This is a genomic window from Robertmurraya sp. FSL W8-0741, assembly GCF_038004005.1.
Taxonomy (GTDB): Bacteria; Bacillota; Bacilli; order Bacillales; family Cytobacillaceae; genus Robertmurraya; species Robertmurraya siralis.
Genome location: NZ_JBBOQG010000001.1, coordinates 3735237 through 3761357 on the forward strand (window position 1 = coordinate 3735237; position 26121 = coordinate 3761357).

General features: G+C 38.3%; 33 protein-coding genes. 6 read left to right on the top strand and 27 right to left on the bottom strand.

The features are described 5' to 3' along the window. Positions 1-93: 93 nt before the first annotated feature. The 3 genes from NST02_RS18150 to liaF are packed head-to-tail and all read right to left on the bottom strand — an operon-like array spanning position 94 to position 2591. Positions 94-735 (bottom strand): response regulator, encoded by a 642-nt coding sequence (locus tag NST02_RS18150; RefSeq protein ID WP_095309875.1) that lies wholly within the window; start codon positions 733-735, stop codon positions 94-96. 3 nt (positions 736-738) lie between these two features. After that, positions 739-1776 (bottom strand): sensor histidine kinase, encoded by a 1038-nt coding sequence (locus NST02_RS18155; protein ID WP_137743608.1) that lies wholly within the window; start codon positions 1774-1776, stop codon positions 739-741. 11 nt (positions 1777-1787) lie between these two features. Beyond that, complete coding sequence (gene liaF / locus NST02_RS18160; protein WP_373315098.1) at positions 1788-2591, bottom strand: cell wall-active antibiotics response protein LiaF; 804 nt, start codon at positions 2589-2591, stop codon at positions 1788-1790. A 232-nt stretch (positions 2592-2823) separates the two neighbouring features. On the opposite strand from liaF, the gene NST02_RS18165 reads away from it, so the two are divergent. Then, entirely contained in the window at positions 2824-4137 is a 1314-nt protein-coding gene (locus NST02_RS18165; RefSeq protein WP_340949436.1) for a hypothetical protein, read from the top strand. Here NST02_RS18165 and NST02_RS18170 read toward each other — a convergent pair. From NST02_RS18170 to NST02_RS18180, 3 genes are all read right to left on the bottom strand, one after another. Further along, complete coding sequence (locus NST02_RS18170; RefSeq protein WP_340949438.1) at positions 4115-4744, bottom strand: replication-relaxation family protein; 630 nt, start codon at positions 4742-4744, stop codon at positions 4115-4117. The genes NST02_RS18165 and NST02_RS18170 overlap by 23 nt on opposite strands. Then, the gene (locus NST02_RS18175) at positions 4701-5570 is read right to left on the bottom strand and encodes an FtsK/SpoIIIE domain-containing protein (protein WP_340949439.1); all 870 of its coding nucleotides are present in this window, start codon (positions 5568-5570) and stop codon (positions 4701-4703) included. The genes NST02_RS18170 and NST02_RS18175 overlap by 44 nt, the downstream gene beginning before the upstream one ends. A gap of 187 nt (positions 5571-5757) precedes the next feature. Continuing rightward, a complete protein-coding gene (locus tag NST02_RS18180) occupies positions 5758-5940 on the bottom strand; it encodes a hypothetical protein (RefSeq protein ID WP_340949440.1) in 183 nt (60 codons plus the stop codon). Between the two features lie 141 nt (positions 5941-6081). On the opposite strand from NST02_RS18180, the gene NST02_RS18185 reads away from it, so the two are divergent. From NST02_RS18185 to NST02_RS18205, 5 genes are all read left to right on the top strand, one after another. Continuing rightward, positions 6082-6288: a helix-turn-helix transcriptional regulator gene (locus NST02_RS18185; RefSeq protein WP_095306745.1), complete on the top strand. Its 207-nt coding sequence runs from the start codon at positions 6082-6084 to the stop codon at positions 6286-6288. Then, entirely contained in the window at positions 6285-6740 is a 456-nt protein-coding gene (locus NST02_RS18190) for a DNA-binding protein (RefSeq protein ID WP_340949441.1), read from the top strand. The genes NST02_RS18185 and NST02_RS18190 overlap by 4 nt, the downstream gene beginning before the upstream one ends. Positions 6741-6879: 139 nt before the next feature. Continuing rightward, positions 6880-7170: a YolD-like family protein gene (locus tag NST02_RS18195; protein ID WP_340949443.1), complete on the top strand. Its 291-nt coding sequence runs from the start codon at positions 6880-6882 to the stop codon at positions 7168-7170. A gap of 329 nt (positions 7171-7499) precedes the next feature. After that, on the top strand, positions 7500-7679 hold the full coding sequence (locus tag NST02_RS18200) for a hypothetical protein (protein ID WP_137744526.1): 180 nt from the start codon (positions 7500-7502) through the stop codon (positions 7677-7679). Between the two features lies 1 nt (position 7680). Next, complete coding sequence (locus tag NST02_RS18205) at positions 7681-8691, top strand: SDH family Clp fold serine proteinase (RefSeq protein ID WP_137744527.1); 1011 nt, start codon at positions 7681-7683, stop codon at positions 8689-8691. 47 nt (positions 8692-8738) lie between these two features. Here NST02_RS18205 and NST02_RS18210 read toward each other — a convergent pair whose 3' ends face one another. The 21 genes from NST02_RS18210 to NST02_RS18310 all read right to left on the bottom strand — a co-directional run bounded on the left by NST02_RS18210 (position 8739) and on the right by NST02_RS18310 (position 26116). Continuing rightward, entirely contained in the window at positions 8739-9527 is a 789-nt protein-coding gene (locus NST02_RS18210) for an N-acetylmuramoyl-L-alanine amidase (RefSeq protein WP_340949444.1), read from the bottom strand. Continuing rightward, a complete protein-coding gene (locus NST02_RS18215) occupies positions 9527-9766 on the bottom strand; it encodes a phage holin (protein ID WP_340949445.1) in 240 nt (79 codons plus the stop codon). Before NST02_RS18215 ends, NST02_RS18210 begins: the two co-directional genes overlap by 1 nt. Next, entirely contained in the window at positions 9766-10053 is a 288-nt protein-coding gene (locus tag NST02_RS18220) for a hypothetical protein (RefSeq protein ID WP_340949446.1), read from the bottom strand. Before NST02_RS18220 ends, NST02_RS18215 begins: the two co-directional genes overlap by 1 nt. A 33-nt stretch (positions 10054-10086) precedes the next feature. After that, positions 10087-10266: a hypothetical protein gene (locus NST02_RS18225; RefSeq protein ID WP_340949448.1), complete on the bottom strand. Its 180-nt coding sequence runs from the start codon at positions 10264-10266 to the stop codon at positions 10087-10089. 18 nt (positions 10267-10284) lie between these two features. After that, positions 10285-11967: a phage tail protein gene (locus NST02_RS18230; protein ID WP_340949450.1), complete on the bottom strand. Its 1683-nt coding sequence runs from the start codon at positions 11965-11967 to the stop codon at positions 10285-10287. Between the two features lie 52 nt (positions 11968-12019). Next, entirely contained in the window at positions 12020-12175 is a 156-nt protein-coding gene (locus NST02_RS18235; protein ID WP_340949451.1) for a hypothetical protein, read from the bottom strand. A 14-nt stretch (positions 12176-12189) separates the two neighbouring features. Continuing rightward, positions 12190-12621 (bottom strand): hypothetical protein, encoded by a 432-nt coding sequence (locus NST02_RS18240; protein ID WP_340949453.1) that lies wholly within the window; start codon positions 12619-12621, stop codon positions 12190-12192. Beyond that, positions 12572-14614 carry a DUF6273 domain-containing protein gene (locus NST02_RS18245; RefSeq protein WP_340949455.1) on the bottom strand — a complete coding sequence of 681 codons (2043 nt, stop codon included), beginning with the start codon at positions 14612-14614 and terminating at the stop codon, positions 12572-12574. The genes NST02_RS18240 and NST02_RS18245 overlap by 50 nt, the downstream gene beginning before the upstream one ends. A 15-nt stretch (positions 14615-14629) precedes the next feature. Continuing rightward, entirely contained in the window at positions 14630-15925 is a 1296-nt protein-coding gene (locus NST02_RS18250; RefSeq protein ID WP_340949456.1) for a cell envelope integrity protein TolA, read from the bottom strand. A gap of 170 nt (positions 15926-16095) precedes the next feature. Next, positions 16096-16842 carry a phage tail domain-containing protein gene (locus NST02_RS18255; protein WP_340949458.1) on the bottom strand — a complete coding sequence of 249 codons (747 nt, stop codon included), beginning with the start codon at positions 16840-16842 and terminating at the stop codon, positions 16096-16098. Beyond that, on the bottom strand, positions 16839-20027 hold the full coding sequence (locus NST02_RS18260; protein WP_340949459.1) for a phage tail tape measure protein: 3189 nt from the start codon (positions 20025-20027) through the stop codon (positions 16839-16841). Before NST02_RS18260 ends, NST02_RS18255 begins: the two co-directional genes overlap by 4 nt. A 378-nt stretch (positions 20028-20405) precedes the next feature. After that, positions 20406-20714 carry a phage tail assembly chaperone G gene (gpG, locus tag NST02_RS18265; RefSeq protein WP_095306757.1) on the bottom strand — a complete coding sequence of 103 codons (309 nt, stop codon included), beginning with the start codon at positions 20712-20714 and terminating at the stop codon, positions 20406-20408. A 52-nt stretch (positions 20715-20766) separates the two neighbouring features. Then, positions 20767-21351: a major tail protein gene (locus tag NST02_RS18270; RefSeq protein WP_095306758.1), complete on the bottom strand. Its 585-nt coding sequence runs from the start codon at positions 21349-21351 to the stop codon at positions 20767-20769. Positions 21352-21366: 15 nt separating this feature from the next. Further along, complete coding sequence (locus NST02_RS18275; protein WP_095306759.1) at positions 21367-21690, bottom strand: hypothetical protein; 324 nt, start codon at positions 21688-21690, stop codon at positions 21367-21369. After that, entirely contained in the window at positions 21687-22100 is a 414-nt protein-coding gene (locus tag NST02_RS18280; protein ID WP_340949460.1) for an HK97-gp10 family putative phage morphogenesis protein, read from the bottom strand. The genes NST02_RS18275 and NST02_RS18280 overlap by 4 nt, the downstream gene beginning before the upstream one ends. Continuing rightward, positions 22097-22456, bottom strand: coding sequence for a phage head closure protein (locus NST02_RS18285; protein WP_340949461.1), 360 nt, complete (start codon positions 22454-22456; stop codon positions 22097-22099). The genes NST02_RS18280 and NST02_RS18285 overlap by 4 nt, the downstream gene beginning before the upstream one ends. Further along, the gene (locus NST02_RS18290; protein WP_340949462.1) at positions 22437-22721 is read right to left on the bottom strand and encodes a head-tail connector protein; all 285 of its coding nucleotides are present in this window, start codon (positions 22719-22721) and stop codon (positions 22437-22439) included. The genes NST02_RS18285 and NST02_RS18290 overlap by 20 nt, the downstream gene beginning before the upstream one ends. Further along, positions 22721-23023, bottom strand: coding sequence for a fibronectin type III domain-containing protein (locus tag NST02_RS18295; RefSeq protein WP_340949463.1), 303 nt, complete (start codon positions 23021-23023; stop codon positions 22721-22723). The genes NST02_RS18290 and NST02_RS18295 overlap by 1 nt, the downstream gene beginning before the upstream one ends. After that, entirely contained in the window at positions 22998-24152 is a 1155-nt protein-coding gene (locus tag NST02_RS18300; protein ID WP_095306763.1) for a phage major capsid protein, read from the bottom strand. Before NST02_RS18300 ends, NST02_RS18295 begins: the two co-directional genes overlap by 26 nt. Position 24153: 1 nt before the next feature. Next, a complete protein-coding gene (locus NST02_RS18305; RefSeq protein ID WP_340949464.1) occupies positions 24154-24909 on the bottom strand; it encodes a head maturation protease, ClpP-related in 756 nt (251 codons plus the stop codon). Further along, positions 24890-26116 carry a phage portal protein gene (locus tag NST02_RS18310; protein ID WP_445678158.1) on the bottom strand — a complete coding sequence of 409 codons (1227 nt, stop codon included), beginning with the start codon at positions 26114-26116 and terminating at the stop codon, positions 24890-24892. Before NST02_RS18310 ends, NST02_RS18305 begins: the two co-directional genes overlap by 20 nt. Positions 26117-26121 lie beyond the last annotated feature (5 nt).

A 26121-nucleotide genomic window follows, 5' to 3' on the forward strand; every position in this document is an offset into this window, starting at 1 on the left:
TACAACGGATATATTATAAGCTTCATTTATTTGAAAAACAATTTAGGACATTGAATGCACTTAATGAAACCATGCTTCAATGTCCTAATTTACCTAGTGCTTATTTGTTTTTATCACTCCATTACGATTGGCATAAACTGCGGCCTGTGTACGATCAGCAACATCCAGCTTGCTTAAAATATTGCTTACATGCGTTTTCACCGTTTTTATCCCAATGAAAAGCTCGGCGCTAATTTCTTGATTATTCATCCCTTCGCCAATACACATCAGAACCTCAAGCTCTCTTTCAGTTAAATCATGATGAGGTTTTTTCTCCTGTTTCCGCAATCGATTCATCATCCGGTTCGCAACCTTTGGCTCAATAATAGGCTCTCCTGCTACTGCCTTTCGGATCGCCCTTACGACCTCATCAGCAGTCGCCGTTTTTAGCATGTAACTGAATGCCCCCGCCTCTATTGCCGGGAAAACTTGTTCATCATCATAAAAACTAGTGATAATAATAATTTTGCAATTCGGCTCATGCTGCAAGATTTCCCTTGTAGCCTCTATCCCATTGCCATCCTCCATTAATAAATCCATCAATACAACTTCAGGCCTTTTTTCAAGCACCAGCTTTATCGCTTCATTTCCACTTTTCGCTTCACCCACGACGTCAATTTCTGGCTCTGTAACTAAATAGGAGATAATTCCTTTTCTAACCATTTCATGATCATCAACGACGGCTACTTTAATCATTTGTTATTCCCCCCTAGTAGTTGGTATGCGAATATCGATATATGTTCCTTCTCTCTCTTTAGAACGAATATTGAAAACTCCTCCTACCTCTTCACATCTTTCCCGCATCGTTTTTAAACCGTAAGAGGCAACCCTTTCAATTGTCGGATTAAAACCTTTTCCATTATCAGAGATAAACAAATAAATATAACGCTCTTCCTCCGTCAATGAAATACTGATTTTTGACGCTTCAGCATGACGTAGAACATTTGATAAAGCCTCCTGAATAATGCGAAACAAATGCTCTTCTGCCGCTTTCGATATATGAACAATTTCATCAATACTCGCTTGAAATTCTATATTCGTTTTCCCTTTTAAATCTTGAATAAGCTTAATGACCCCGTCACACAGACGATCATCACTTAATTGAATCGGGCGTAAATGGAGAAGCAATGCCCTCATCTCACCTTGCGCATGTGCAGCAATTTTTGAGATTTCTTCTAACTGTTCCTTCGCTTTTTCATGATCAATTTCAAATAAGCGCAATGTTGCTGAAGACATCATACTTAAAGCAAAAAGCTGCTGACTGACGACATCATGAAGATCACGGGCCAGTCTTTGTCTTTCCTCCATCACCACTGCAGCATGTGCCGATTGCGCTAAAGAGGTTTTTGTATCAGCCAATCTTTGCAGCGAATGCTTTTGCTCCTCGATAAACTCAGCAAGTTGATTTAATTCCTCTGAAATCATTCCGATTTCATCGTTATCATTTACTTCAATGCGCCCGGGTAAATTGCCACTTCTCAAAGAGGAAACATACAGGAGGAGATCCGTTAACCTCCCCTTTAAAAGAGAGCTTGACCGATAGCCAAAATAAGCGCCCACAAATAAAAACACAATGAAGGCAATCATAGAAAACCAAAAGGTATTCTCAATTGTTAGCGTTATTGAACGATTAACCAATAATAGCTGAAAGCCAATAAACAGAATTAACGTGCTGATAAAGGCCATCATCAAATAGTTTTGTAAAAACCAATATCGGATGCTATTTAATTTTTTCAAAATTTTCGCTCCTATACCTTATCGATTCGAATTGAACCTATCTTAACGTTAATGGTTATTTTTAATTTTCTCGTCGCTTCATCATAACCTTGAGTCTTATAAAAGACGGTTCTATTCAATGTATTTCCCTTTATATCAAAAATTCGCACATCCCCTATTTTTGAATTAGCAGTAATGTTTACAGGAATATTTTCAGGAATTATCATTTTTATATCCGCGATACTCCCGTTGATTATTATTGGGGTTTCTCTCTCCGGGATGAAAGCTTTGCTTAAATCCAAAAAATAGTCACCAATTGAATTGTTTAGCACCATCGGCTCCAGCGCCCAATTGCTATCATTATAACTGACTTCACCAATCAAGCCGCTAACTATCTTTTTCTCATCCTGATCACTGTCGCTGAACGCAGGTTTTTTTGTAGAAAAATCAATATCAATCTGCCATTTGCTTTTTTTGAATAAGAGTGAGAGGGCCAGCAGGATAATCAATATCGGCCATAGCTTCCAAACATCTGCAAATTTAAAAACAATGACCTCAAATCTGTCCAAAATTAATAGACAGGAAAATAACAGTAACAATAGGCTGAAAGTGTATTTTTTTCTTTCCTTCCTCAATAAATTGCTAATAAACAAGCTCAATCCAATCCCCAAAAGGAAAAAGGGATATAAAACGACAAATAGTTCTTTCATTTCCAAGGAAATGACACCTATATTTATTAGCAGGAGAACAATTCCTAAAGCCAGCAAAAATAATGCAAATAAAGTTTGATTAATGGATTTCTGCTTCACAAAATTCCCCTTTCTTTCTAGTTCCATAGAGAGTAATTTATTCTGTCCATTTTCTGCTCCTGAATAAATAATCTCACTTGTTTAATAGTTTACTATTTTTTTCATAAATAGAAACAATCAATCGATGGTTTTTTCTCCGTCTCAAGACGGAGGAAGCTTTTTCACATTGTCCGCCTCTCGCACTCATTTTCTTTTCCAACATATTCTGTAAACACATATAGGGCAAATACCCTTTTAACCTAATTTAGGAGGAATGAAAATGGGCGTTGAGTTAACAGCGCTACATTGGCTTTACGTCTTGATCATATTTATCATCATTGGCTTTATGATCATGCGACGTGATACAACTTTCATTTGTATTGTCGGCATCTTTCTTATCGCAATAACCGCAACCGGTTCTTTAAGCGCCTCTGTAAGCAGTATTTTTACAAGTTTCATTTATGCAATTACAGAGCTTCTATCCACTATTCTTGTAATTTCCATTATTGTTGCAATGAGTAAGACCTTAACCTCAACAGGAATTAATGACGTAATGATCTCACCTTTTGCTAAATTGATTCGAACCCCGGCACTAGCTTATTGGACAATCGGGATTTTAATGATGATAATTTCTTGGTTTTTTTGGCCCTCTCCGGCAGTTGCCCTTTTAGGTGCCGTACTTCTCCCAGTAGCTTTAAGAGTGGGACTTCCCGCTTTAGGTGTAGCTATGGCTATGAATTTATTTGGCCATGGGATCGCCTTATCAGGTGACTTTATCATTCAAGCTGCGCCAAAGCTAACAGCAGATGCAGCTGGGTTGCCTGTTAATGAAGTGATTCAAGCGAGTATCCCACTAGTCGTGGTCATGGGACTGACAACCACTATCGCTGCCTTTCTTTTCTTAAAAAGGGATATGGAGCGTGGAAAATTAAGCATCGACAAGAACACCGTTTTTTCAAAAACGGACCCTCAAAATAAAAAAGAAAGCTTACTAACCATTACTCAAAAACGCTTTTTCGCCATTTTGGTACCGCTGCTATTTCTTTTAGACGTCTTAGCCATGGTTGTCCTTGATCTGACTGGTGGGGATGCAACAGCTCTCGTTGGTGGAACTGCGATATTGATTCTGTTAATCATTACACTAGCTAGTCATAAAAAAAAGGGGTTAGAAAAAACAACAGCATTTCTAATTGAAGGGTTTCAATTTGGCTTTAAAGTTTTCGTCCCTGTCATCCCTATTGCTGCTTTTTTCTACTTAGGCGACGCGGGTTTTTACAGCATCGTTGGGGAATACTTGCCAGACCATTCACAAGGCATTGTGAATGATTTAGGGATTGCGCTGGCAGCCGTTGTTCCTTTGAGCAAAGAAATTGGGGCCATTACATTAACGATTGTTGGAGCGATTACCGGCTTAGATGGTTCCGGCTTTTCAGGAATATCACTGGCTGGATCAATCGCCACTCTATTTGCCCATTCGATCGGTGCTGGAGCTGCAACCTTAACTGCTCTTGGGCAAATTGCCGCAATTTGGGTTGGCGGAGGCACTTTAATACCCACAAAAGACAAACAATTTATAACTCAAAAAAAGACTTAATATCACAAGGGAGTTTCTCACATAATTGAGCAAACTCTCTTTTTCTTTTTTCACTCATCGTAAAAATACATAACTTTGGCTGCAATCCAAAACGGTTTTTTATCTCCGACCACATCTCTTTATATTTTTGGATCTTCTTCCGATTATCTTGCGTGCTCCTTGTATTATCAATCTCAACAAGATGGACATAACCATCACGACTAAATACGGCGTCAGGAATGATTGTTTTCTTCTTGGTGACATTCAACCCCTTAATTTGTATTCCAAAGCTAAATTCAGGCTCCTGTGTAACCTCAATTGGAAGCTCTCTTTTCCAATCACTTGGACAACCATAATATATATAGGCTTCATTGCTGAGTAGCATATGGTCGAATAGGACAGATTTCTTTATCTCCTTTTCAGAACCAATCAATTGGCGTCCTCCCTTATTGAGATATATAATCTTTTGCTGGGAGCGAACTACATTTAGATACTCTTCCAGTTGAGCAACTACTCTACAAGTATGACGATACGATCCTAACCTCAAAATCTCATGCAGCTGTTTAACGCTCACTACCCCCAACCTATCTATGGCCGATAATATCTGTTCTATCCTCTCTAATTTCATCAAGATAACCTCCAATCATTTTATCTGAGATATATGGGCATTGAATCTCGTATGACTGTGCTAATTTATAGATTGCTCTGCCTGGTACTGGCTCAAGTTCCTCTGCGCCTGTTTCATCTAAGATAACTCTGCTTCCGGTTCCGTCCGCAATCCGAAAAGCCAATCTTGCCACCATGTTCATTTTCACACCCATGCTCACAGCTTCTCTAGTTGGATATTGGGTGGCCATGATTAACCTAAAACCTAATCCCCCAGAGATACGAGCAATCTCCCCTAAATAAATCTGAGCTAGCTCGGCATATTTTTTAAACTCTTTATTCACTAATTTAGGAGATAATTCTGCAGATTCATCCACAATGATAAATGTCCTTTCCTTAATAGGTGTCTCAGTGATATTCGTCCAGCCATTTTGGCGATATCGTTCTTCTTCGACCTTTATTAGTTTATAGACATAATCAAGCGCCTTACACGCTTCTAGGAGGTCTGATGCCACGGTTAATACTTGTGGTAGGTTTTGATATTTAGAAAACTCTAGACCGCCTTTGAGATCCAGAATAATAAAACGTACATGTTTAGGATTAGATAGAAGCAACGAAGCAAAAATACTCTTTAATGCTACGGTCTTTCCGAACCTTGTGGTCCCACCTACTAATAGATGTGGATAATGCTCGAAGTTATGATACATGACTTTACGCTTTTTCCCGATCGGTACAAGCCAGCTACCTTTATACAGATGCTTCTTATTAAACTCCCAATTAGCAAGTCTTTTATTAGGGATAAGCGCGGCAGCTGTGACAAGCACAGGCGGGATAAACCACTCTAGCATTGTGTCACTCTCCTTGTCATTGTATTGGTCAGTCTCATAGGCATTGAGTCTCTATGTCAGTGACTACGACTGATGTTTAAATATTGCTATCTCACTTGTTATTTTTTGATGTCACTCTCAGAGCAACTAAGTAAGCTTATCGCTTACTATCCCTTCCTCGTTTCTCTCGTTAGGGAACGATGATAGTTTAAAAAAATAGCTTACTCAGATGTTGGAGTAGATACAGCAACCCTCCATATTTAGTAATCTCTAAAGCTATCTTTATAGCATCCTCATTTACCTTAATACCATAAGCATCTAATATTGTTACTACACACAAACTCCCGCCAGCAACGCCGATCGCCACCATGCCAAATGTAATTGGATCCAATCTGATCACCTCGCTTTGTCACTGTCTAGTACAGTGTATGGGCGCTTGGTTTGTACTATCACAAAATTATTGTGATTTTATAAAAATATTTGTGAAAGGAATAATAAATCTTGTACCGAATTAATATATTAGGTGATGTATATGGTAATTTGTCTACTAGGCTTGTACGTTAAACAATCTAAATACACAAGAACTGAATTATGCAAAATATTTGGGATATCTCAAAACACCTTATCCAATTGGTGTACTGGTAAGACATACCCTTCCGTACCTCAAATGCTGAAACTTTTTAAACTTTTGAACGTAAATTTTGAGGACGTGTACATTTATAAGGAGGAAAAACAATGAAAAAATGGTTTGTGATATTATCGTTAGTATTACTTTTGTCTGCTTGTGGGTCAGATGAAGCAGACAAGACATCAACAAATGCAGATCCAGAAGCCGCTAAAAGTGAAAAGACCGAACAGGCTGAATCAACCGAACCCTCACAGGAAGATTTAAATGAATCTCTAAAGGATGAGGCTGTAGCAGCTAACTTTGTAGAATTAAATAGTGACGAGGTAGAGGTTGGATTGAAAGTGCATGCTACCGGGGAAATTTCTAATATTCAGGAAGATGGTATTTTCAGAACCTTTACTCTTACCACTGATGAAAACGATGGTACTGGTATGTATTCAATTAAAGACCTCTTAAAAGAAGAAGAATATACAGAAGGTGACATAGTGAAAGTTTACGGAATCTATGATGGAAAAGATGAAGTTGGTTTTCCTGTGATAAGTTCAACAGTGATAGAAAAATAAACAAATCCGTCTCATACTGAGGCGGTATTTTTTATACTTGATATACGAACAAATGTTTGTATAATTATATCAAAGGAGATGTGATTGAATTATGAACAAACTGACAGAGGGAAGTAATTTACGGTGGGAGTCAAGCCGAATGATGTTGCCGGAACACAAGGAATTGCTTATCAAGATGGGGAAAGATAAAGAAAAAGTTCCTAAACCAGTTTTAGACGAACAAGAACTTGAGCAAATAAACATTGATATTTATAACTCACTTAATTACACCATGCCTATGCGACTTACACTATGGGATGATGGATATTTTAAAGACATTGAGGGCGTAATCGACAAAATTGATTACGTCACTAAGACCTTATTAATCGACACAGACAAGGAGATATTAAGGTTATCGATTAATGACATTAGCAAAACGGAGATGATTTAGTTGGCAATTATCCCAGAGGATGACCGTAAAATCATTGAGCAATCCATTTTATTGCCGATGCTTTTAACAATCCTAGATAGAGACAGGCGAATTTTTGAGTAGCTATCTGTTAAGTTTAAGCCGTCCTATTTTGCTCTCATTGAAAGTATCATTTTTCACAAAAAACATAATAATAATAATAAATGAGTTATGCATAATATTGTAATTTCTTTTGCGACTGAAATTTTTTTATTAATTTCTACAAATTTCTGCACAAGTGATTTTTCAAAAGGTATATTATTTTTATAATTGATGTTAATATATTATAAGAAATAAAGGGAGGTATTAATTTGAAGAACGATGAAATCCGACCAGAAATAACCGACATTTTTAGGAAGTTAAATATTAATAGCAAAGAAAATAGAAAAAAGTATACTTTTGGTTCAACACTGTTAGATGATGAAACAAATAGTAAATTTGTCACCAAACATATTGTTGTAACTCCAACCGAAAGGGGGGAACAAAGATAAAATGCCTAATTGGAGTGAAATTTTAAATGAAATCAATATTTTTAACAATCCTTTTGATTCAATTAGAAGAAAATATCTAAGGGCCTTACATGAAATTACTGAGAGAAATGTAATAGTTTATTATTCAGGATGGCTTCAAAAACAAGAATTAGTTGCTGAACGTTATAATGGTTTTTCTGTTGACGATAGTGACAAAAACGGTTTCATGACAGTTATGAATGGATTAGACAAGACAAAAGGACTAGATTTATTCTTACATACCCCCGGTGGTAGTATAGCAGCTACCGAATCCTTAGTTGAGTATCTAAAATCTATTTTTGGAACTGATATTAGAGTAATTGTACCACAGATTGCAATGTCAGCAGGTACAATGATTGCATGTGCTTCTAAAGAAATAATTATGGGCAAACATTCTAACCTTGGACCTATAGATCCACAATACCGGGGCTACCCAACACATGGAATTATTGAAGAGTTTAATAGGGCAGTAAAAGAAATTACTGAGGATCCAAAGAAAATTCCAATTTGGCAACCTATCATAGCTAAATATAGTCCTACTTTAATAGGAGAATGTGAAAAGGCAATTGACTGGTCAAACCAAATGGTAAAAGAATGGTTAATAACTGGAATGTTTAAAGACTCTTCTAACAAAGAAAAAAAAGCTGACTACATTGTTTCTGAACTAGGAAATCATGCTTTAACCTATTCTCATGATCGTCATATTTCTCTGGGTAGAGCAAGAGATATTGGGTTAGCAGTTCAAGCACTTGAGGATGATAAAAAATTACAGGATGCGGTTCTTTCCGTTCACCATGCATGCATACATACTTTAACTGCTACTCCAGCTACAAAAATTATTGAAAATCATAATGGAGTGGCATTTATCTCTCAAGTTCAGAGAGCAATTCCAGTATTACCACACCAAATTGAAAAGCAGCCTCCTGGTCCCCCAGCTGCACAAGAAGTTAGCAGCCCTCAATTTGGAATAGAAGAAAATAATATCATACTATGACCCAATATTAAAAGCCCCTACTCAAAAAGAGTAAGGGCTTTAGCATTTTACTCACTTTTACCAGTGATATAACCGCGATCTACAGCCACATAAAGTATCCCTAAAGCATCTGCTCCTGTTAACTCGCCGTTGATAAACTTGGTACGCCATTCTTTACCGAGTGCCGGGTCTTTTTGCTCAAAGCGACCGAGTACACGTAGCAATGCATTTTCCATCTCTTTCACTGAAAATTTAACTGGTTCCATCAGCCAATTCACCTCATCTTCTTTTTCTGGTTTTGGTTCTGCTATTCCTGATTTAACTTTTTTTAACCCTAAAGCTTTAACAAGACCATTCACATGCCCTTGAGCAATTTTATCGATAAAATCTGTTTGTTTAAGCTTCGCGGCATCACTTGCATTGTCAATAAATCCATTCTCTGTGAGGATGGCCGGCATATTTGTCTCACGTAATACTGCGTAATTAGCACGTTTTTTACCTCTGTCCTTAAAGTCCAAAGGTTTTAAGATTTCAGTATGAATCTCGTTTTGATTAGCAACTGACGCATTACTCGCATTGGTATGGACAAACGTTTCAAATCCTGTACCGCCGCCTGCGTTAATGTGGATGGACATAAAATAATCTGCTTCCCAAGTATTGGCCATTTTTGCACGTTCCGATAAGGACAGATATTTATCTGTCTCACGGCTTAATTTGACTTGAACATTTTCATATTGAGACAGTAAGGATTTTATCTTTAAAGATATTGCTAGGGTAAGGTCTTTTTCTTTAAGTCCGTTTGCAACAGCACCCGGATCTGATCCGCCGTGTCCGGGGTCAATAAAAATTTTCACCATTACTCATCATCCTCTCTTGGTTTATCATATGCAAGAGCTCGTTTACTGTCTGAGATACCCGCCGTAGTTGGATCACTCACAATTCCGCCGGCCACTAGGACTAGCAAGATAGCATCCACATATTTTTCAAAATGGCCCAGTTCCATCAACCCTAGATCCGTTACAAGTAATCCCAACAATGCAAAAAGAGCTACCCAAAATGGATAACTCTGAACGCGCACTTTCCAGTTAATTTTCATTAATGAACACTCTCCTTTTTTGTTACACCATCAATTCTTAAATGAGCTTGTTTTGCTGATTCTTCAACCCTTGTAACACGCTCCCCGAGAGCTTGAATCTGCTTGTCATTTGCTTTTAAATCAATTTTGATATCGTCCACCCCACGTCGGATATAGCCTAATTCTGCTTTTAACTCTGCACTCTCACGTCCATCTGATTTAATAGCTTTTGTCCTGTTAAGGGAATAGCCCATCAAAGTGATGATAACTGCCAAACCTGATATTAATACCCCTACCTCAATCGTCATAAGTCACCTCGTGTCATTAAGAATAATATTTATTTACGCCTGTTCTTGTACTGGTGCAATTAAATACACAGCATTTTTATTAACGATGATATCGCCAATTGTAATCATGATTAGCTTTGGATCATTGATTTTTGTTGCAAGCTCTGTCGCATTGTAACCTTCAATATCAGCCGTTACAGATAATCCGTTATTTAAAGAGATTTGTACTTTCATATTGTTTCCCTCCAATTTTTAATTCCAAGCTAAAGCACCTAGAATACTACTACCTTGTCTAACTACAATCCTACCTGTACTTGAGTCTCTATAAAGACCTAGCCCTTGACTAAACGTATCCTTTACTAAATCCGAAGCACTGTACCCATTAACCGCGCCTGCATTGCTCGCAAAAGCAACGTTAGTCGGACCGTTGTTGCCCCATATGATCCTGTTAGCACTTCCTAAGTCTACGGTTGTGCCATAAAAAGTAGCATTTAATGCTTGTACATCAAAGTTTCCACCTGTGGAAACCTGTAGACCTGATCCATAAGTGTTAATCCAAGAATCTGCCCCATTAAATCTTATACTAGCTACCGAACCATACCCAGAGCCGATTGTGAGAGTATCCGCGACGTTAGTTATTCCTGATAACTCAATCCTACTCGCCTGTAACTTTATCGTCTCAGGTGATTGCACAATCGCAGAGATAACCCCGTTACGCTCAACTTTTGTACTGATTAATCCAGCCTGAATGCTCAACTGTGACTCTGCATTTCCGACTCGGTTGCCCAACTGATTAACGCTAAACACGATATTATCTGCCCTTATATTTACGGCAGCTACGGATTCCTCCATAGCCTCAACTGAGAGTTTAATGTTATCGGCTTCAAGTTCTAATGTCGCAATAGATTCGTTGACACGCTCGACTTCCATCGTTATTCTCTCATTAGTTTGCTCGAATCGTGAGCGAGTTTCTTTTTTGTTTTGATCAATTTCCACTCTTTGCTGAGTGAGAATATCGCTAAACGTCTTTTTACGATTTTCAATCGTGACTGTTGGAGCTCTCTTGCTAAACGGAAACCATTTGCGAGCTGCAATCCTTGTCTTAATATCCATACCAAGTGGCTCATAGATAGTCCAAATGTTATCGCCTAAGTTAGCCTCAAAGTCCAGTTGAGTGACTTCAATCTCGATCGATATTTCAGGCACATCGTTAAGTTCCTGCTTGAGCCTATCTAGCAATGATTCCGGGATAGAGTACCTATCATCCCTGACAGGCTCCGCATGTCTCTCACCGTAAATTGCAACCATCGGTGATGGGTACGTGACCTCCAACCCCTCAGAGCCAAACCCTTTAATAACAGTTCTTAGGTTACTTGTATCAACCGATTTTTTAAGCGTCTTAACATTGTGCCGAAACCTGAACTGATTATCTGTGTCTGTGCCTATCCGTTTATACAGTTTAAGATGTTTGCCAGGCATAATCTTAATCTCGCAATCTAGGGCATTACAAGCATCACGGATAAGCTTTACGGCATTGTCCTCGCCAAAATTGGACAGCACTACATAGTTAGTGACGTCAACATTTTCAAACGTCCATCCAGAACCGGCAAGGATAAAATTAAAAATATCATCGGCTGACTTGGTGCCGCCCATATAGCCATAAATTTGATGTTCAATTAAGTCAAAGAAGATGTGCAAGGCACTTTCCACTTGCTTTCTTTTATTGACTTCAACGATTTTCTTAACCCTGAATTCGTGTCCGTCTAGTTCTATGAGTGACTCTTCTTCTAAAAGTGGATATGCATGAGCGTTTTCCGGTGATAAAAAAGAAGTGAAGGAAATACTAAAATCCCCGTTCACTTCTTCATTTACAACTGCATTTTGAATATTTGTGAGTGCCTCAGTATTACCTTGTAAGTCCGTTACAATAAGCAATAAAAATACACCTCCTTCAAGATGTTAGTGTTGTAGTTATATCGGATTCCATTTATGCATCGGTATTTAATGCTACAATCAATTCATTATATTGCCCCTGAGTGATACGATCACCTAACAAAAAGATATCTAATTTTAGCAACATATCATCTTTTGTCCCATAGCGACCATTAGCAATTAACTTTTTACACGCATCATAAGTATTCAAGATATCACCCTTCTTTAATTTAATCCAAGTTCTAACTTGGTCAATCTAAAATCCAGTTCCACAGAGTAAGCAATAGTCTCAGCTAGTTGTTCCTCAAATGGTTTATTTGGGATTATTGGTTCCTCTGGATTTTCCGGATTCGGGTACTCAAATGTTAACTCCTGTGTTTCCGGATCAACTTTAATCAAAGTTCCCTCTTGAAAACTCTGTGCATATTCCCCATCCCTAAGAACTAACAACGCTATTGATTCTTTAGTTCTCTGTTTTAATGACGTTAAATTTGCATAATCGTTATCAAAATTAAGGACTGGTACATAATTATAAGCTTGATCAAAAAGAACTTCACCAGTTACCTTGTCATAATAGATTTTCATTATTTTATACGTGTTATAGGCATTATACACTTGTATCATTCCTTCCCCACGCTTCCCACGTTCCAGTTGCATTTCCTCCTACGTTAACTGGCAATCTAACCAAATTTTCACTTACCACAGCATTTAAAGCATCCCCTTTTAAGTTGTAGGTGGTCACACTAGTTTGGGATGTACTTTGATAAGATGACAGTTTAATTGTTTTAGGATAAAAGGGATCGTTATCTTCTTCGTAATATGTCTTGTATACAATGGTGCCAGCACTATTCTTAAAACTTAAAGTTATTTTTGATGGAATAAATGGAATATCTGTAATTTCTACAAATCTTAAATTAACAGCTCCCGTAGTACCTGCATATTGAAACTGTAAAGTAGCTGTAGAAGAAGTACACGTTCCACTTGCATATCTAAGAATTTTATTTGCTAACTCTTCTAAGCTGTCTTCAACGTGAGCATCCTCGCCAATTGCTTCTGCAATCTTAGCTTTTTTGGTAGGTAATACAATTTCATTAGCATCCTTCGTCGCTTTTACGATTTCGTGTATATTTGCACCATCAGCTAAGCGTTTATCAAAAGTATACTCCCATTTGTAATCGCCCATTTCGATGGCGAGAGTGTTGTCGATAAAACTATTGACTAATGACATATACATTATGGATGCTTCGTCATAATTTCCCCAAGCAGAAAATTTAATAAAAACATAATTTGATTTCGGAACAAATGTGTACTCTTTGAAGTTATTCTCTAAACTTTTACCTGTGTTTAAATTTATTCTTTCATTTACATGGGATTTCACTTCCTCGTAAACAACATCCAAATAAGTACCACTTGATACATAAAAATCCAAGTTGATATCGTCGGAAAAGTGCGTAAATCTAAAACAATATTTTTTATTAGGTGTAACAGGAACATACCCGCCTGCTTCACCTTCGTCAAATACCACCAAACTTGCTCTATCTTCGGCATATGAATTGTTAAAATACTGAAAAGATGTTGCATCAAATTCCGGAATAATATTATTCCAATTTGGAGCATATTTTCCATATTTTATTTTATCCCACTGTTCTTCCGTTAAATTAATTTGTGTTTCTTCTCCGTTGGCTAAATTTTTTCTACCCACAATTTTTTCATTAACTTTTTCTACAACCTCAGACATTTCGTCTTTAGTTGTAATGCTATATGTTAATAGATTATTTTTAGTGGTTTTAACGCCAATATCGCCTTGTGGCAGAGATATCTCGGCCAACCTAGTGTCTAAGATGTAAACTCCATCTATGTCCGGATTGTCATAAATTTTAATATCAGATGGTAGATTCAAAGCGGGACGGACACCGTATTGACCCGCAGATGACGAAGTATTGGTAAGAACTCCACTACTATTTACTGCGCGCATGCCATAACTTTGCCCAGCGACTGGAGTTCTGAGAAACCAATGCCAAGGATTAGAATTTGTCAAAGAAGAGGTTGCATAATTTGAATTAACAACAGCTTCTGTTGTAGGTAAGGCTTGCCTTGAGGCATTCGCTGTCGTAAACAATTCCAGCAAGGAGCCTTCCGCTATATTATTTTCATTTGCAAGACCTACCTCAGTGTTGGACAGTAAGAAAACTTTATCTTGAAGCGTCTCACTCCCCCCGCCATCTGTGGCAGTATTTTTAACAACAGTTAAGTTTGTTGTTAAAATTTGTTTCTTGAAATCCAGTGAGAAGTTTGTTAGAAAACCACATTCACTGTCATAGGGGTTATAATTAACACCATTAGTATTCGGAGGTTCGTCTGTCTCATGCTGTGGCTCGTACCAAGATTCTATATCCTTATTTAGCCATTGACGAATATTGGAATGTAAATAACGGTTATTTCCGTTAGTTCTTCTATAGCTGTCACTGTTACTAGGTTCTTTAGCATCAATTACTTTTAACGTAATAATCTTTTCTGTTATCAGCGTCACAGAGTTGTCGGGGTAGCCTTCATGATTCTTAGCCGCTACTTGAAATACAATAGGCACGCCATAATATGTTGTTTCCGGATCTTTAACTTTTGTTCCGATAGGTAAATCGCTTAATCGCATAGTTTACCTCCTTTCCTAAGCGCCTAAAATTCCGTTTACTGATGTAATTAAACTTGACCTATCTAAATTGTTTAAACCACCACCTTCACCCTGTAAGATAAAATTTGAGCCATTAAAAGATATGGTGTATACACTATCTTGTTTTAATTGTCCAGCATCCACATCTGATCCATCTGCTTTTTTAATAGGTACTTCGCCTAATTCATTGACATTGATAGTGACCACATCTGTATTTTCTTCATGGATTTTAATTCGCAAAGACACACCTTCTGCATATGCGGAAAGTGCTGGCTCAAGTGTTGCTGTATAATTATTAGAAGTTCCAGTGGTTGCTGCAAATCCAGTATGTGAGATATAGTCTGATACATGTGTCCCAAGACTATCTCTAACCTCATTGATGTTATCCGACAAACCTTCATTCAATGTATGCAGTTCTTGTTTCGTGGCAAAAGCAGAAAAATCTAACTCGACATTTCCATTTTCATCGGGCCAGACTCCATTAACACTTGACACTAAGCCGGTCCCATCCACACCACCTACTGCCAGTAACCCCCAATAGGATGAGTCGCCACTAGCATTAGGGGTATTACCTTGCGTATCTTGCAGAGCAATATATGAGTTTTTACCGTACCGCACAATGTTGTTTTTCTTGTACTCGGTATCGCTGTTATAAGGCTCGATATACCTCGTATTATCTGCTACTGATTGAGCGTCTTCTGTGGCTTCCTCAGCGTTACTGATGGCTGTTTGAGTAGCAGACTGCCTTTGAGCTTCTTGTTGTTGCCTTACGTGCTCTGCTTCTTGTCTAGACGTCTCAGCTTGTACTCTATCCGCCTCGTTTTGTTGTCTTTCGGATTCTGCCTCAACCCTTACTTGTTCAGCGAAAGTAGCAATCTCCGTAATATCCAGCGCGTCTTGGGTCGCTTGCCTAGCATCACTTATTGCCTGTGATACTTCGGCAGCAATTTGATTAGCTTTATCAGTAGCCGTATTAGCTGCCTCGGCCGCCTCGTTTGCCTCCGTGGTGGCTTGTTGAGCATCCGCCAATATTTTTGGACCCTCGCCTAAGACTTTTTGGATAAGCGTTTCCTCGTCCTCCGATGGGATATAATCGCCGGATGGATCACTAAGCACCTCATACCTAAATGGTATGGTAGATACACGCCCATCTGCGTCATAAACTTGGATAACCGCCTCAACTTTACCTTTAACCTCAAGCTCTGTCGTGCCTAGCTTAAATCGGATAGTGTTAATGCCTGTTACCTCACCTACTGTGATGACTGCCTGTTTATCAGGGCGTGTGGACGTCATTGTAAAGGTTGATCCATCCTCAATGTTGTAAATCCTGCCTTCGTCAAAAATCCGAAAAATAAAAATAACCGTGTCATTTTGTGTCACGGTTGGAGTGCGTATGGCTGTTTTGCTTTTAATGTCTACATCGATCTCGAATACATTTTGAAGTGACAAAGAAATCACCTGCCTTAAATATAATAAAACCTTGTCCTTACTGTAATCTCGTAATCCTCTGCATTAAGAATCTCTATGTCATTCCAACCAGGAACAAATTTAAAAACTTGACGATTAGTCTGGCCAAAGATGCTAATCCCGTTTTTAGTTGACCTAATCCCTTTTAAACAAATGACATCATCCTCGTTTGTAGAGCCGTTATATCGCCACTCTTGCCCTGTTGTATTGTTACGGATGGTTAACCCCTGAGACACCCCTCTAAACTCAATCTCCGTCTCCTGCTGAGTTACCATGTCGATGTCAACGTCTCCGATGTTATGGAGGGTAAAGTTTGATGTATGTTTGAACTCGACTTTATTGATAGATTCAGCATAGGATGACGGTGATACAAAATCTAAGTCAATAGTACCCATGCTAGGTGTTACTTTTTCAGGCGCATATTTAGAAGCAGTTCTTACCTTCCACCTCTTTTGAGGATTACGATCATCAATTAAATGAAAATAGCTCTTACCATTAAAGAGCTTGTAAACCTCGTCTCGCAGTCTTGTAAAATCAACAATATTGGTTGCCTCAATCAAGTAAGTAGCTGTCATGGTGCGTCCTTCGTAATTGATTTCGACATCAATATGGCCATCTGCTCCCTCTGCATTCTCAGATTCGACTCTAGGGGAGAGTGAATCTATCATAAAGGACAAGTACGTTAAACCGTATTGCGTTAGGTCATATTGCTTGTTGTCTAAGGTTTTAATTATGAGACTCATGGGTTCACCCCGTTTACGATCGCTCTATTTGTAAAGCGAGTGTTTAATTCTTCTTCGATGATATCCACCATAGTATAAGCATCGTGCACATTATTCCCCTGATAATTGAGAACAACATTAACTGATGGAGAAGTATTATCTTTTTCCATTGTTTTTGCGATCATAGCACCTATTGTACCAAGCACCTGATCGTTTAATGGCAATGCAGCCTCTGGACCAGCCTCACCAAAACCTTTAAGTCCATAAGGTGTATTGAAAATAGTTGGCTTTGTGAATATAGCCCCTTTTGCATACCAATCCACTGTTAGTTTAGGAACACTCGGTGGCTTTAAGCTAAATGAACCATTAAGTTTAAAATGTGGTAGCTTGGGCATCTTTATTTTTGGAAATTCTAATTTCAAATTCGAAAAGAATCCCTTTATATCCTTGATTTTTTCATCAATGAAATCTCTAGCTTCTTGAAAAGGTTTTTTAATTCCATCTTTAATTTCAATCCATTTTCTGCTTGCTTCTGTTTTCAAATCAGTGAATTTATTAACAGCATTTTTCCTCATTTCTTCGGCTTTCAACTTCACTACTTCTGATGTTAATTTCCACCACAGAGCTGCACCTTCTTTTATCTCTCCCCATTTTAATGCTGTTTGCTTCTTCAATTCTTCAAAACGATTATAAGCATTAGTTTTTATTTCTTCTGCTCTCGACTTAACTTCTGCAGTAGTTTGCTTCCACCAGTTAGCAGCGTCTGCTTTCATTTCCTGCCACTTTATTGATGTATCTTGTTTAAACTTTTCCCACTTTGTGAGGACTTCTCCTGTTTCCCAATTTACGTGGTTTACATGTTCTTCTGCCTGAGCCTTTGCTTCTGAAACAACCATTTGATGCATATCTTCCGCTTTTTTTACTGTTTCATCACGTTGTCTCTCGGCTTCGAATATCATTCTGTGGGCTTGGTCTGCTGTTATGGTACCTAATTCATCACGTTGCCTTATAATTTCTTGGATAGTTTGCTCAGCCTGTTCTTCTGCCGCTTTAATAGCCCCTTCTTTTTGTTCAACAGATTTCTTCACAACTTCAGCTGCCTGTTCAGCAGTTAGAGCAGACGCATTAGCTTTCATGCGTTCCATAATAGCCTTTGCTTCAACTTCATTTTGAGATAATAAATTAATGCCGTTCTTAACCATACCTTCTTGGATGTTATTGATTTGGATTCTTTCAGATTCAGTGAGGACTCTCTTTTCATCAGATGCTTTTTGCATAATTTCTTTGATGATTTTCTCACCATTGGAAATTGCATTTTGTTGCTGAGTGTATTTATCGTTCATGTTTTTTAAGATTTCATCTTTTTCCTGCTGACTAATCCAAATACTCTCTCTCATAAAGTTCTGCATAATTTCAAGAGATTCTGCACTTCTTTTCTCTAATGCTTCTCTCATCTGATCAGCCATTTGACTAAAATTACTAGAAACTGCTTCTGCTGTTTCTTTAGTCACTTCTTTTGCGGTTAAATCTAATTCTCTAAGGGCAAGAGTGGCTTTATCATTAAGGTCTAAAAATCCCCCAACAGCCTTCTGAGTAGCTTCTGACACATCATCACCAAATCGTTGGATTTCGATAGATGGCTTTTTTAAATCTTTAACTAATAACCCTATCCCTACTCCAATACCTGCAAGCGCAGCAACCGTGATACCGATAGGGCCAGTTAAAGTTGTAAACACCGCGGCTAAACCTCCAATCGCTGGAGTAGCTGCTGTTGCTCCTGTTGTTACAACTGCGATTGCTCCTGACAATGTTCCTAAACCTGTCATGATAGCGCCAAGCGAGCTAATCAAGGTGCCACCCACAACTAATAATGGTCCAATTGCTGCAACAATTCCTCCTATAGATAGGATCAGTTTAAGTGTTTTTTCGTCCATTTCCGCGAATTTATCAACTAAAGGCTTAATTTTCCTCATCATATCCTGAGCAATAGGAATTAAAATACCTCCAATGGTTATCCCTAAATCTTTAACGTTATTCCACAGGATTTTCATTTGAGATGCAGTAGTCTTGTATCTTTGCTCGGCTTCTTCAGTTAAGGCGGTGTTCTCTTTCCATGCTTTTGTGGATGTTGAAACAGCAGAAGAAAGAAGATTAGACGCACCCGCCATCCTTAAAAGAGTATCAGACTCACGAATACCCTTAATCCCTAAATCGGATAAAATAGTAGTGAGGTTTTTACCTTCTTTTGAAGAATTATTTAATCCTTTAACAAACATATCGAGTGCTACTACTGCATCTTTTTCCCACGCCTGTTTAAACTCTTTTGACGAAACTCCAGCAGCTTTGGCAAATCCAGCTAATGCTTTTCCTCCACCTCCAACCGCTGTTTGAATCTTTTTCAAAACAGTAGTCATGGCGGTACCACCTGCTTCAGCTTCAATACCTAGTGATGACATAGTAGCAGCTAAAGCATTTATTTGAGCCTCTGACATTCCTACTTGCTTTCCTTGAGCAGCCAAACGTAATGCCATTGACACAATTTCGCTTTCGGTTGTGGCAAAGTTATTACCAAGTGCAACAATAGAAGAACCTAATCTATCAAAGTTCTTTTGATTCATTTGAGTAATATTTGCTAACCTAGCGAGTTCTGTTGCAGCTTGGTCACTCGACATATTTGTAGCTTCACCTAAATCGATCATTGTACGAGTAAAACCTAGGAGTGCATCGTTTTGGATTCCTAACTGTCCTGCCGCCTCGGCTACTCCTGCAATTTCCGTAGCAGCCGCTGGAATTTCTTTTGCCATACTTCGAATGCCTTTTTCGAACTCAGCAAATTCCACCTCTGTTGCATCCACAGTTTTTCTTACCCCCGCGAAGGCAGATTCAAAGTCAACAGATGCTTTAAATGCTGCTGTTCCTGCCGCAACTAAAGGACCAGTTACTTTCATGGACAAGTCTTTCCCAATGTCTTTCATGCCATTTCCAACATTACGAAGACTTTCTCCTGCTGAATGTAATTGTCTCTGCATGACAAGCCATTGATTGGTTTGTTCCTCTATGCGACGGTTAACCAGGTTTAGTTGATCCTCAGTGTTTCTCATGGCCGCAACTGCATTATTATATTGAGCAGCTAATCTCATGGTTTGCTCAGAGTTTTCGCCAGTAGCTTGTGCAGATTCTTCATACCTTCTGCGTAACTCCTGCACCTTCGCCCTGTGGACTTCAAGAGTTCGGTTCAATATATCTGCTCGACCTCTTAAACTAGTCAAGCTGTTATCAAAACGCCCTGCTCCCGCCTGAGAAGCTTTGAACTCTGAATTAACAGCTCGTAATCTCGTATTAATATCCCGCATCCCTCTAGTAAAATCCGCACTATCCAAATTTATGGATATTCTAAGAGCACCAATGTCTGACATTTTCTCACCTCTCTTCTCAGAGGATTTGATCTATATAAACTTCTGGTTCCTTTATTTCTGATTCGTTAAGTTCAAAATAAAAACCGATATCCATTTCATCGATTTCGTTGAGCTTATAACCTTGTTTCATGAGATTTTTGTAAACACTTTTAATAGACTCATAGGGCTCTATTCGTTTTTTGAGTCTGAGACACCCTCAATGCCTGAGGTTGCCTCAGTAATGACATCCACAAGAGTGCCTTGCAACTTAGGGAGCATCCCTTTCAACGGTAGTCCATCTAGCAGTTCATCAACTGTAAACTGATTTTCAAAGACTTCGCATACAAACTCGGCTAAATTATCAATCGTCTCGTCATCAAGCTGTGTCTTACCCTCCAACAATTTATTTAGTTTTAGCGCACGTCTCAGAATACGCCCTTTTACAAATGGCACAGCAAATGTTTTATTTTCGCCGTCTACAATCAATTCGATTTTCATAATTCATCCCTCCAAAATAAAAAGGGCAGCCTATAAGACTACCCTTCAAAAATTAGATTTCATCTGTTTCTTGTTCATCTGTTTCTTGATAAACTTCGGTAAACCAATTAGCAATCACCGCAGCATTTACACCGTCATCCGTGCTGCGAACTTTATATCTCCAGTCACCATCAAAATCACGTTTCAGGAACTGCCCTACAATTGTAGGTGTTTGATATTCAATGTTTTCACCCTTAGTCTGATGGTTTTGTTGAGGTACGCTGAACTTGCCTTTTAATAGCCATACAAACATTTCTCCACCATCGGAAGTAATCGAACTAAACCCAATCGCAACATATGGAGTTGCATCATCTGAGTTCTCGATCATTACCCCATCCTCATTAATGGTATGTCCTAATAAATCTGCTTCTACTGCCGTGGGTAAATCAGAAGTATTAATCGTAACCTCAGTCACACCTAGCGCTGAATCAGTAGCAGCAGGACCATCATCTGCATAAAGAGTTGCGGTATTAGAGTTTGTATTCATTTGGACTGAGATAGCAGGAGCTATTTTTTTAGGAGTTCCATAAGTAACTCCTGTATCATCGTCCTTTGTTAATTTTGCATAGTGTAAATTCTTCAATCCAACTACAGCCATTAGCTTTAGCCTCCTTTAATTCACATAATTAAAACGCAAAACCTTATGATAGGTCTTGGTTTCTTCTTCAAATGTTTCAGTTTCCATCCTTCTGACAAATCCCACAGATATAAGGAGATTTTTCACTTGTTTTGTAAGATTGGTATAATCCCCGTTACTCCATATATCTACTTGGATAGAGTGTTTCGTCTTTATTTCTTTATCATCTGCTCTCGTCTGACTGGTCTGATTAAATTCAAAAAAAGTGATATATGTGTCTTCATTTCCATCATAATTCAATGGTTCAACTGGTACTCCCAACGGTTTGAGGGTAGAAATAATTAAAGAGTTAAGACTCATAATCCTAACTCCCTTCTAATGACTTCGCCCATCTTATCTGTGACATTCCCTATGTTGTATTCGTAAGCAGGTCCCATAAATGGACGAGCTGCCATCGCTGGATATCTGTACCCTTTATTTTTACCTCTTGTAGCAACACCAGCTTTTCTTCCGATTTCTAAAAAGTAGCCATAAAAACCTTTTCCCTGACCATCAATCCACACACTTACTTCATCGTGCTGAACCTTATCCGATTTTTGAATGCTTTTCTCTAAATTTCTGGTTCGTTTCGGGACATTTTCTACTACTTTTTGATACATTAAATCAACGCCTGCCATCAAAGCTTTATTTTTGGCTTCTGTATTTAGACTTACACCTATCTGATTAAGCTGACTCATAAGTTGTTCCATTCCTTCTAGCTGAATACTCACAATATCTCCCTCCCAACTATAGTGAGAGTTTTATTGGATTCGTTGTCGTTGATCACCGAAAGAATTTCGAACTTCCTGCCTTTAAAAATAATCCTTATTTTTTTTCCTGATATCCATTTATCTTGTATCAATTTAGAATATCGAAAGACAAATGAGTTTGTATTTTTAGCATGGGTAGTAGCCGCCTCATAAAACGCATAAGCTGACCCTTTGTCATTTAGAGTTTTTATCATTGCCCGTGATGAATGAAAATCTTTGTATCTTTCATCTTCGGGTAATGGAAAACCATTTTCGTTTTTAGCTTCGGGATCATACTCTTGAAAAATTACTCGGTGCCTAAAAAGTGCTGGATTCATCCACATCACCATATCTTTTCAATTTCAAAATCAAACTCTGATAAGCAAAATTTAATTTATCTATTTTCAGGCTTGGATCTCTATTTTCATAATGCAATGCGCAATAAAGCATGACTGCTAAATCATATCGCTCATCTTTTTCTTTTGGCTCTGGAACACCAGAGTCTTTCAAATCCAATTTTGCCGCATTAATTAAAAGAGCGAGGAAATCATCATCCTCGCTCTCATCAATTCTCAAGTACTTTTTTACTTGTTCCAGCATCATCAATCACCTTCTACAGGTGCAGGCTCAGTTTCTACAGTTAATGGAACACTAAAAGCTGAAATCTGACCATTATTGGCGATTGCTCGTACCTTGAACTCGTAGGATGTCTCAGGAGATAAGTTGCTTTCAGAATATGATGTACCTACTCGCTTTCCAACACTTTGGTCATTTCTATAAATCTCATACTCTTTGATTCCCCCAGGATAACTCACCGCATCCCATTTAATAGATACGGAGGTGTCTGTTTTTGACTGTACCGTTAATCCTTGGGGTGCATCAGGGTGTATCAACCACTTCAGCAATGCGGAATGCGCTATTCAAAGAGCGTTTTTGGTCATACCACGCTGTTAAAACAAATAGGTAGTTACCAGAGTCTACATCCTTGTCTGTATCATAAGTCATGGCATCGTAGTTAATTCGGAAGTAGTTAAAGTCTCCGATAATAGGGTTTACCGCTCCGTCTGCAAAGTGTACTGGTTTACCTAATACTTGTTCTGGTTGTGCATTATAAAGCGTAGCGTTGCCGTTAGCTAATACCTCAATAATATCCATGTAGTCTGCATAACGCATAACGATTTGAGCATTGTCACGGAAATCTTCATGTAAGTCAGCGATAGCTGCTTTAATTGCTTTATAAAGGTCATCACCTTGTACACGTTTGATGTCAGTTCCGTTATAGAATGACATATGTTCTAAACCAGATTTAGGAGTTGACGATAACGAATCTTTCTTTTCCTTAGCAGCTAAACCAGAACGTAGAGCATTGTCCACAAAACCAACTAATTCAACATCTGATCCATGGATTACAGTATCAGAGATTACTGCTTTTACTTTGAATTTGTTACGTCCAAAAGTAACTGTATCACCTTTAAGTTTTAATTCTTTAGCTGTTTCTTCGTCAGTTATAAAATCATCATCATCTAAGTTGTAAGAAATACGTGGCAGTTCTAAGCCTTTGATAGCGCTAATTTGTGCAACTTCACGTAATTGGTTGCGTGCAAATGGTTCGTGAACTAATTCATTTTGCATGGTAGTTGGCAAGAACTTATCTCCACCTGTTTCATTACCAGCAGGGATAGCTATTAGCTGTTTTGCTTCATCATTCACTGGACGTCTTTCTAGAGAAGCACGAATAAATTCTGCTTTAGCCTTAATCATTTTTTGCTTAGGATCTGCTTCGGAACCTAAACCAAGATTTTTCGTTTGTTGCTGTGCTGCAAATTTTTCCTTTTGCTCTGCTTCTAAAGTGTCATGTTGCTCCTTGATTACTTCAAAGCGCATTTTTAAGTCCTTTTTTGAATCCTGTAACGCCTTGATATCTTCCATCGATGCTTTTGGGTCAACCGCTTTTTGAGCAAGTTCACTTTCAATTTTTTGTAATTGTTGACCAATTGTAGCCATGTCTTGTTTTAATTCAAATAAAGTTTTCATTTTATGACATCCCTTCTAAAATTGTATTAATGTACGCCGCATTGGCCTTAGACTCTTCGGCTATTTTTTGTCTCTGAGCCATTTCTTCGGCCGAAATTGTACTATTTTGTGGTTGTTTAAAAAGCTCCTTTGGTACATTCTTGTATTTCGCGAAGAGTTCATCGCTAATTGATGCGACCATATTGTTTTCAGCAAGCACCTCATCACAAAGCCCATACTCAAATGCTTCATCTGCAGACAACCAAGATTCTGCATCCAAAAGCTCTTTCAAAGTTTCTTCATCTAACTTATCACCTGCTTTTTGCAGATAAGATTGCATGGATGAGTTGCTGATACGATCCAAATCATCTGCCACTTTTCTTAATTCTTTCGCATTTCCCCATGTAAATGTCCATGCATTATGAATCATCAACATAGAGTTTTTTGGCATTAAGATTTCATCTCCTGCCATCGCAATAACAGATGCAATTGAAGCTGCCACACCATCAACATGAACAATGATTCTGGCATTATGACGCTTAAGCATATTGTGAATGGTAATCCCCTCAAACACACTGCCGCCCGGACTATTAATATAAAGATTAATAATCTCGATACCTTCGCCCAACTCGTCCAATTCGTTTTTAAACGTAATCGAAGAAACTTCTCCATATTCTTCCCAAGCATACTTCGTAACTTCTCCATAAATAAAAATATCCGCTGATTTACCATCATCGGATGCTTTCATGTTAAAAAACTTATTCTTTTGTTTCCCCATTCCCCTCACCTCCTTTCGATGAAGATTTTCTTAATGCTGGATCCATTTCGATCGGATATAGATCACCCGATATCCAAAGTTCGTTCGCCTTACCACCTAATGGAGGCAAGTCTTCAAGTCGTCTCACTTCATCCGGTTTCATCCCTCCACTCCTAAGCATTGCTTGATAAAATGCGGTTCTGGCAGCAGTGTCGCCCCGAAGTAGCCCTCCAAGGTTGAATTTGAAGTATAACCCACGCAATCGATCGGCTTTAGTGAGCAATTTTCGGTTAAATTCATGCTCATATTGCCTAACAATAGGAAGCAAAGTCATGTTTACAAACTGAATCATCTGCTGTTCGTTACTTCCAAAGGTGCCTCCTTCGGAATCATTTAAAAAAGAAGCCGGAACATTAAAAACGTTGGCCACTCTTGAGCGAGTAATTCGCTCGGACGCCAACGTATCAGAAGCAAAGTATTCTTTTTTTAATTTATCAATTTCAACCCCGGGTTCTTGAAAAAGTATTCCCCCGTTGTCTTTGTAAAATCTTCTAAAATCGTCGATAATTTTTTGTCTTTTTTCATCATCCACGTTCGCAGCATACTTTAACACAAAGGACTCCTTTTTTTGCATTTCTGTAAGAGAAAACTCTTGAACTGCTTTGTCATATTCCAAGGTGTTTTTTAAAACGTCTAATGGGCTAATCCCCGCCCATCGTGATGTACCTGTTATATGTTTAACGTGAATCATATTCATGTTGTGAATATAATGTGTTTTGGATGCTGAATTTACTTGGTACCACAAAGAGTCATCATCTAAGTTAATAAAAGGCGTCACATAGCTGGAATCAATCGGAATAATTGCTTCTGGTTGCATTCGAATATCCCTTATGATTACTGCATAACCATTTCCTTTTTCATTACGAGCGACCTCTAATTTATTCAGCAAATCAAAGCTTGTCATATTCGGATTAGGATCATTAATAAGCGCATCAGCCGATTGATGGTCCGTAATCACATCATAATTTTGATGTAATTTAATCGGTAAAGCAGATAAGGTGTTCGAAAGCCTACTAATAACGCTAAAAATCGTCTCATTGGTTGCTAGTTTACTATTGTCGATTCCCCAAAAGGTTCGACCAAACCAGTTAGAAAAGTCGTAAGTCACCCCCTTCCAACCTGCCTTTGCTCCTCTAGCGGCCATTTTAAATCGTTGAAACCATTTCAAAGTCT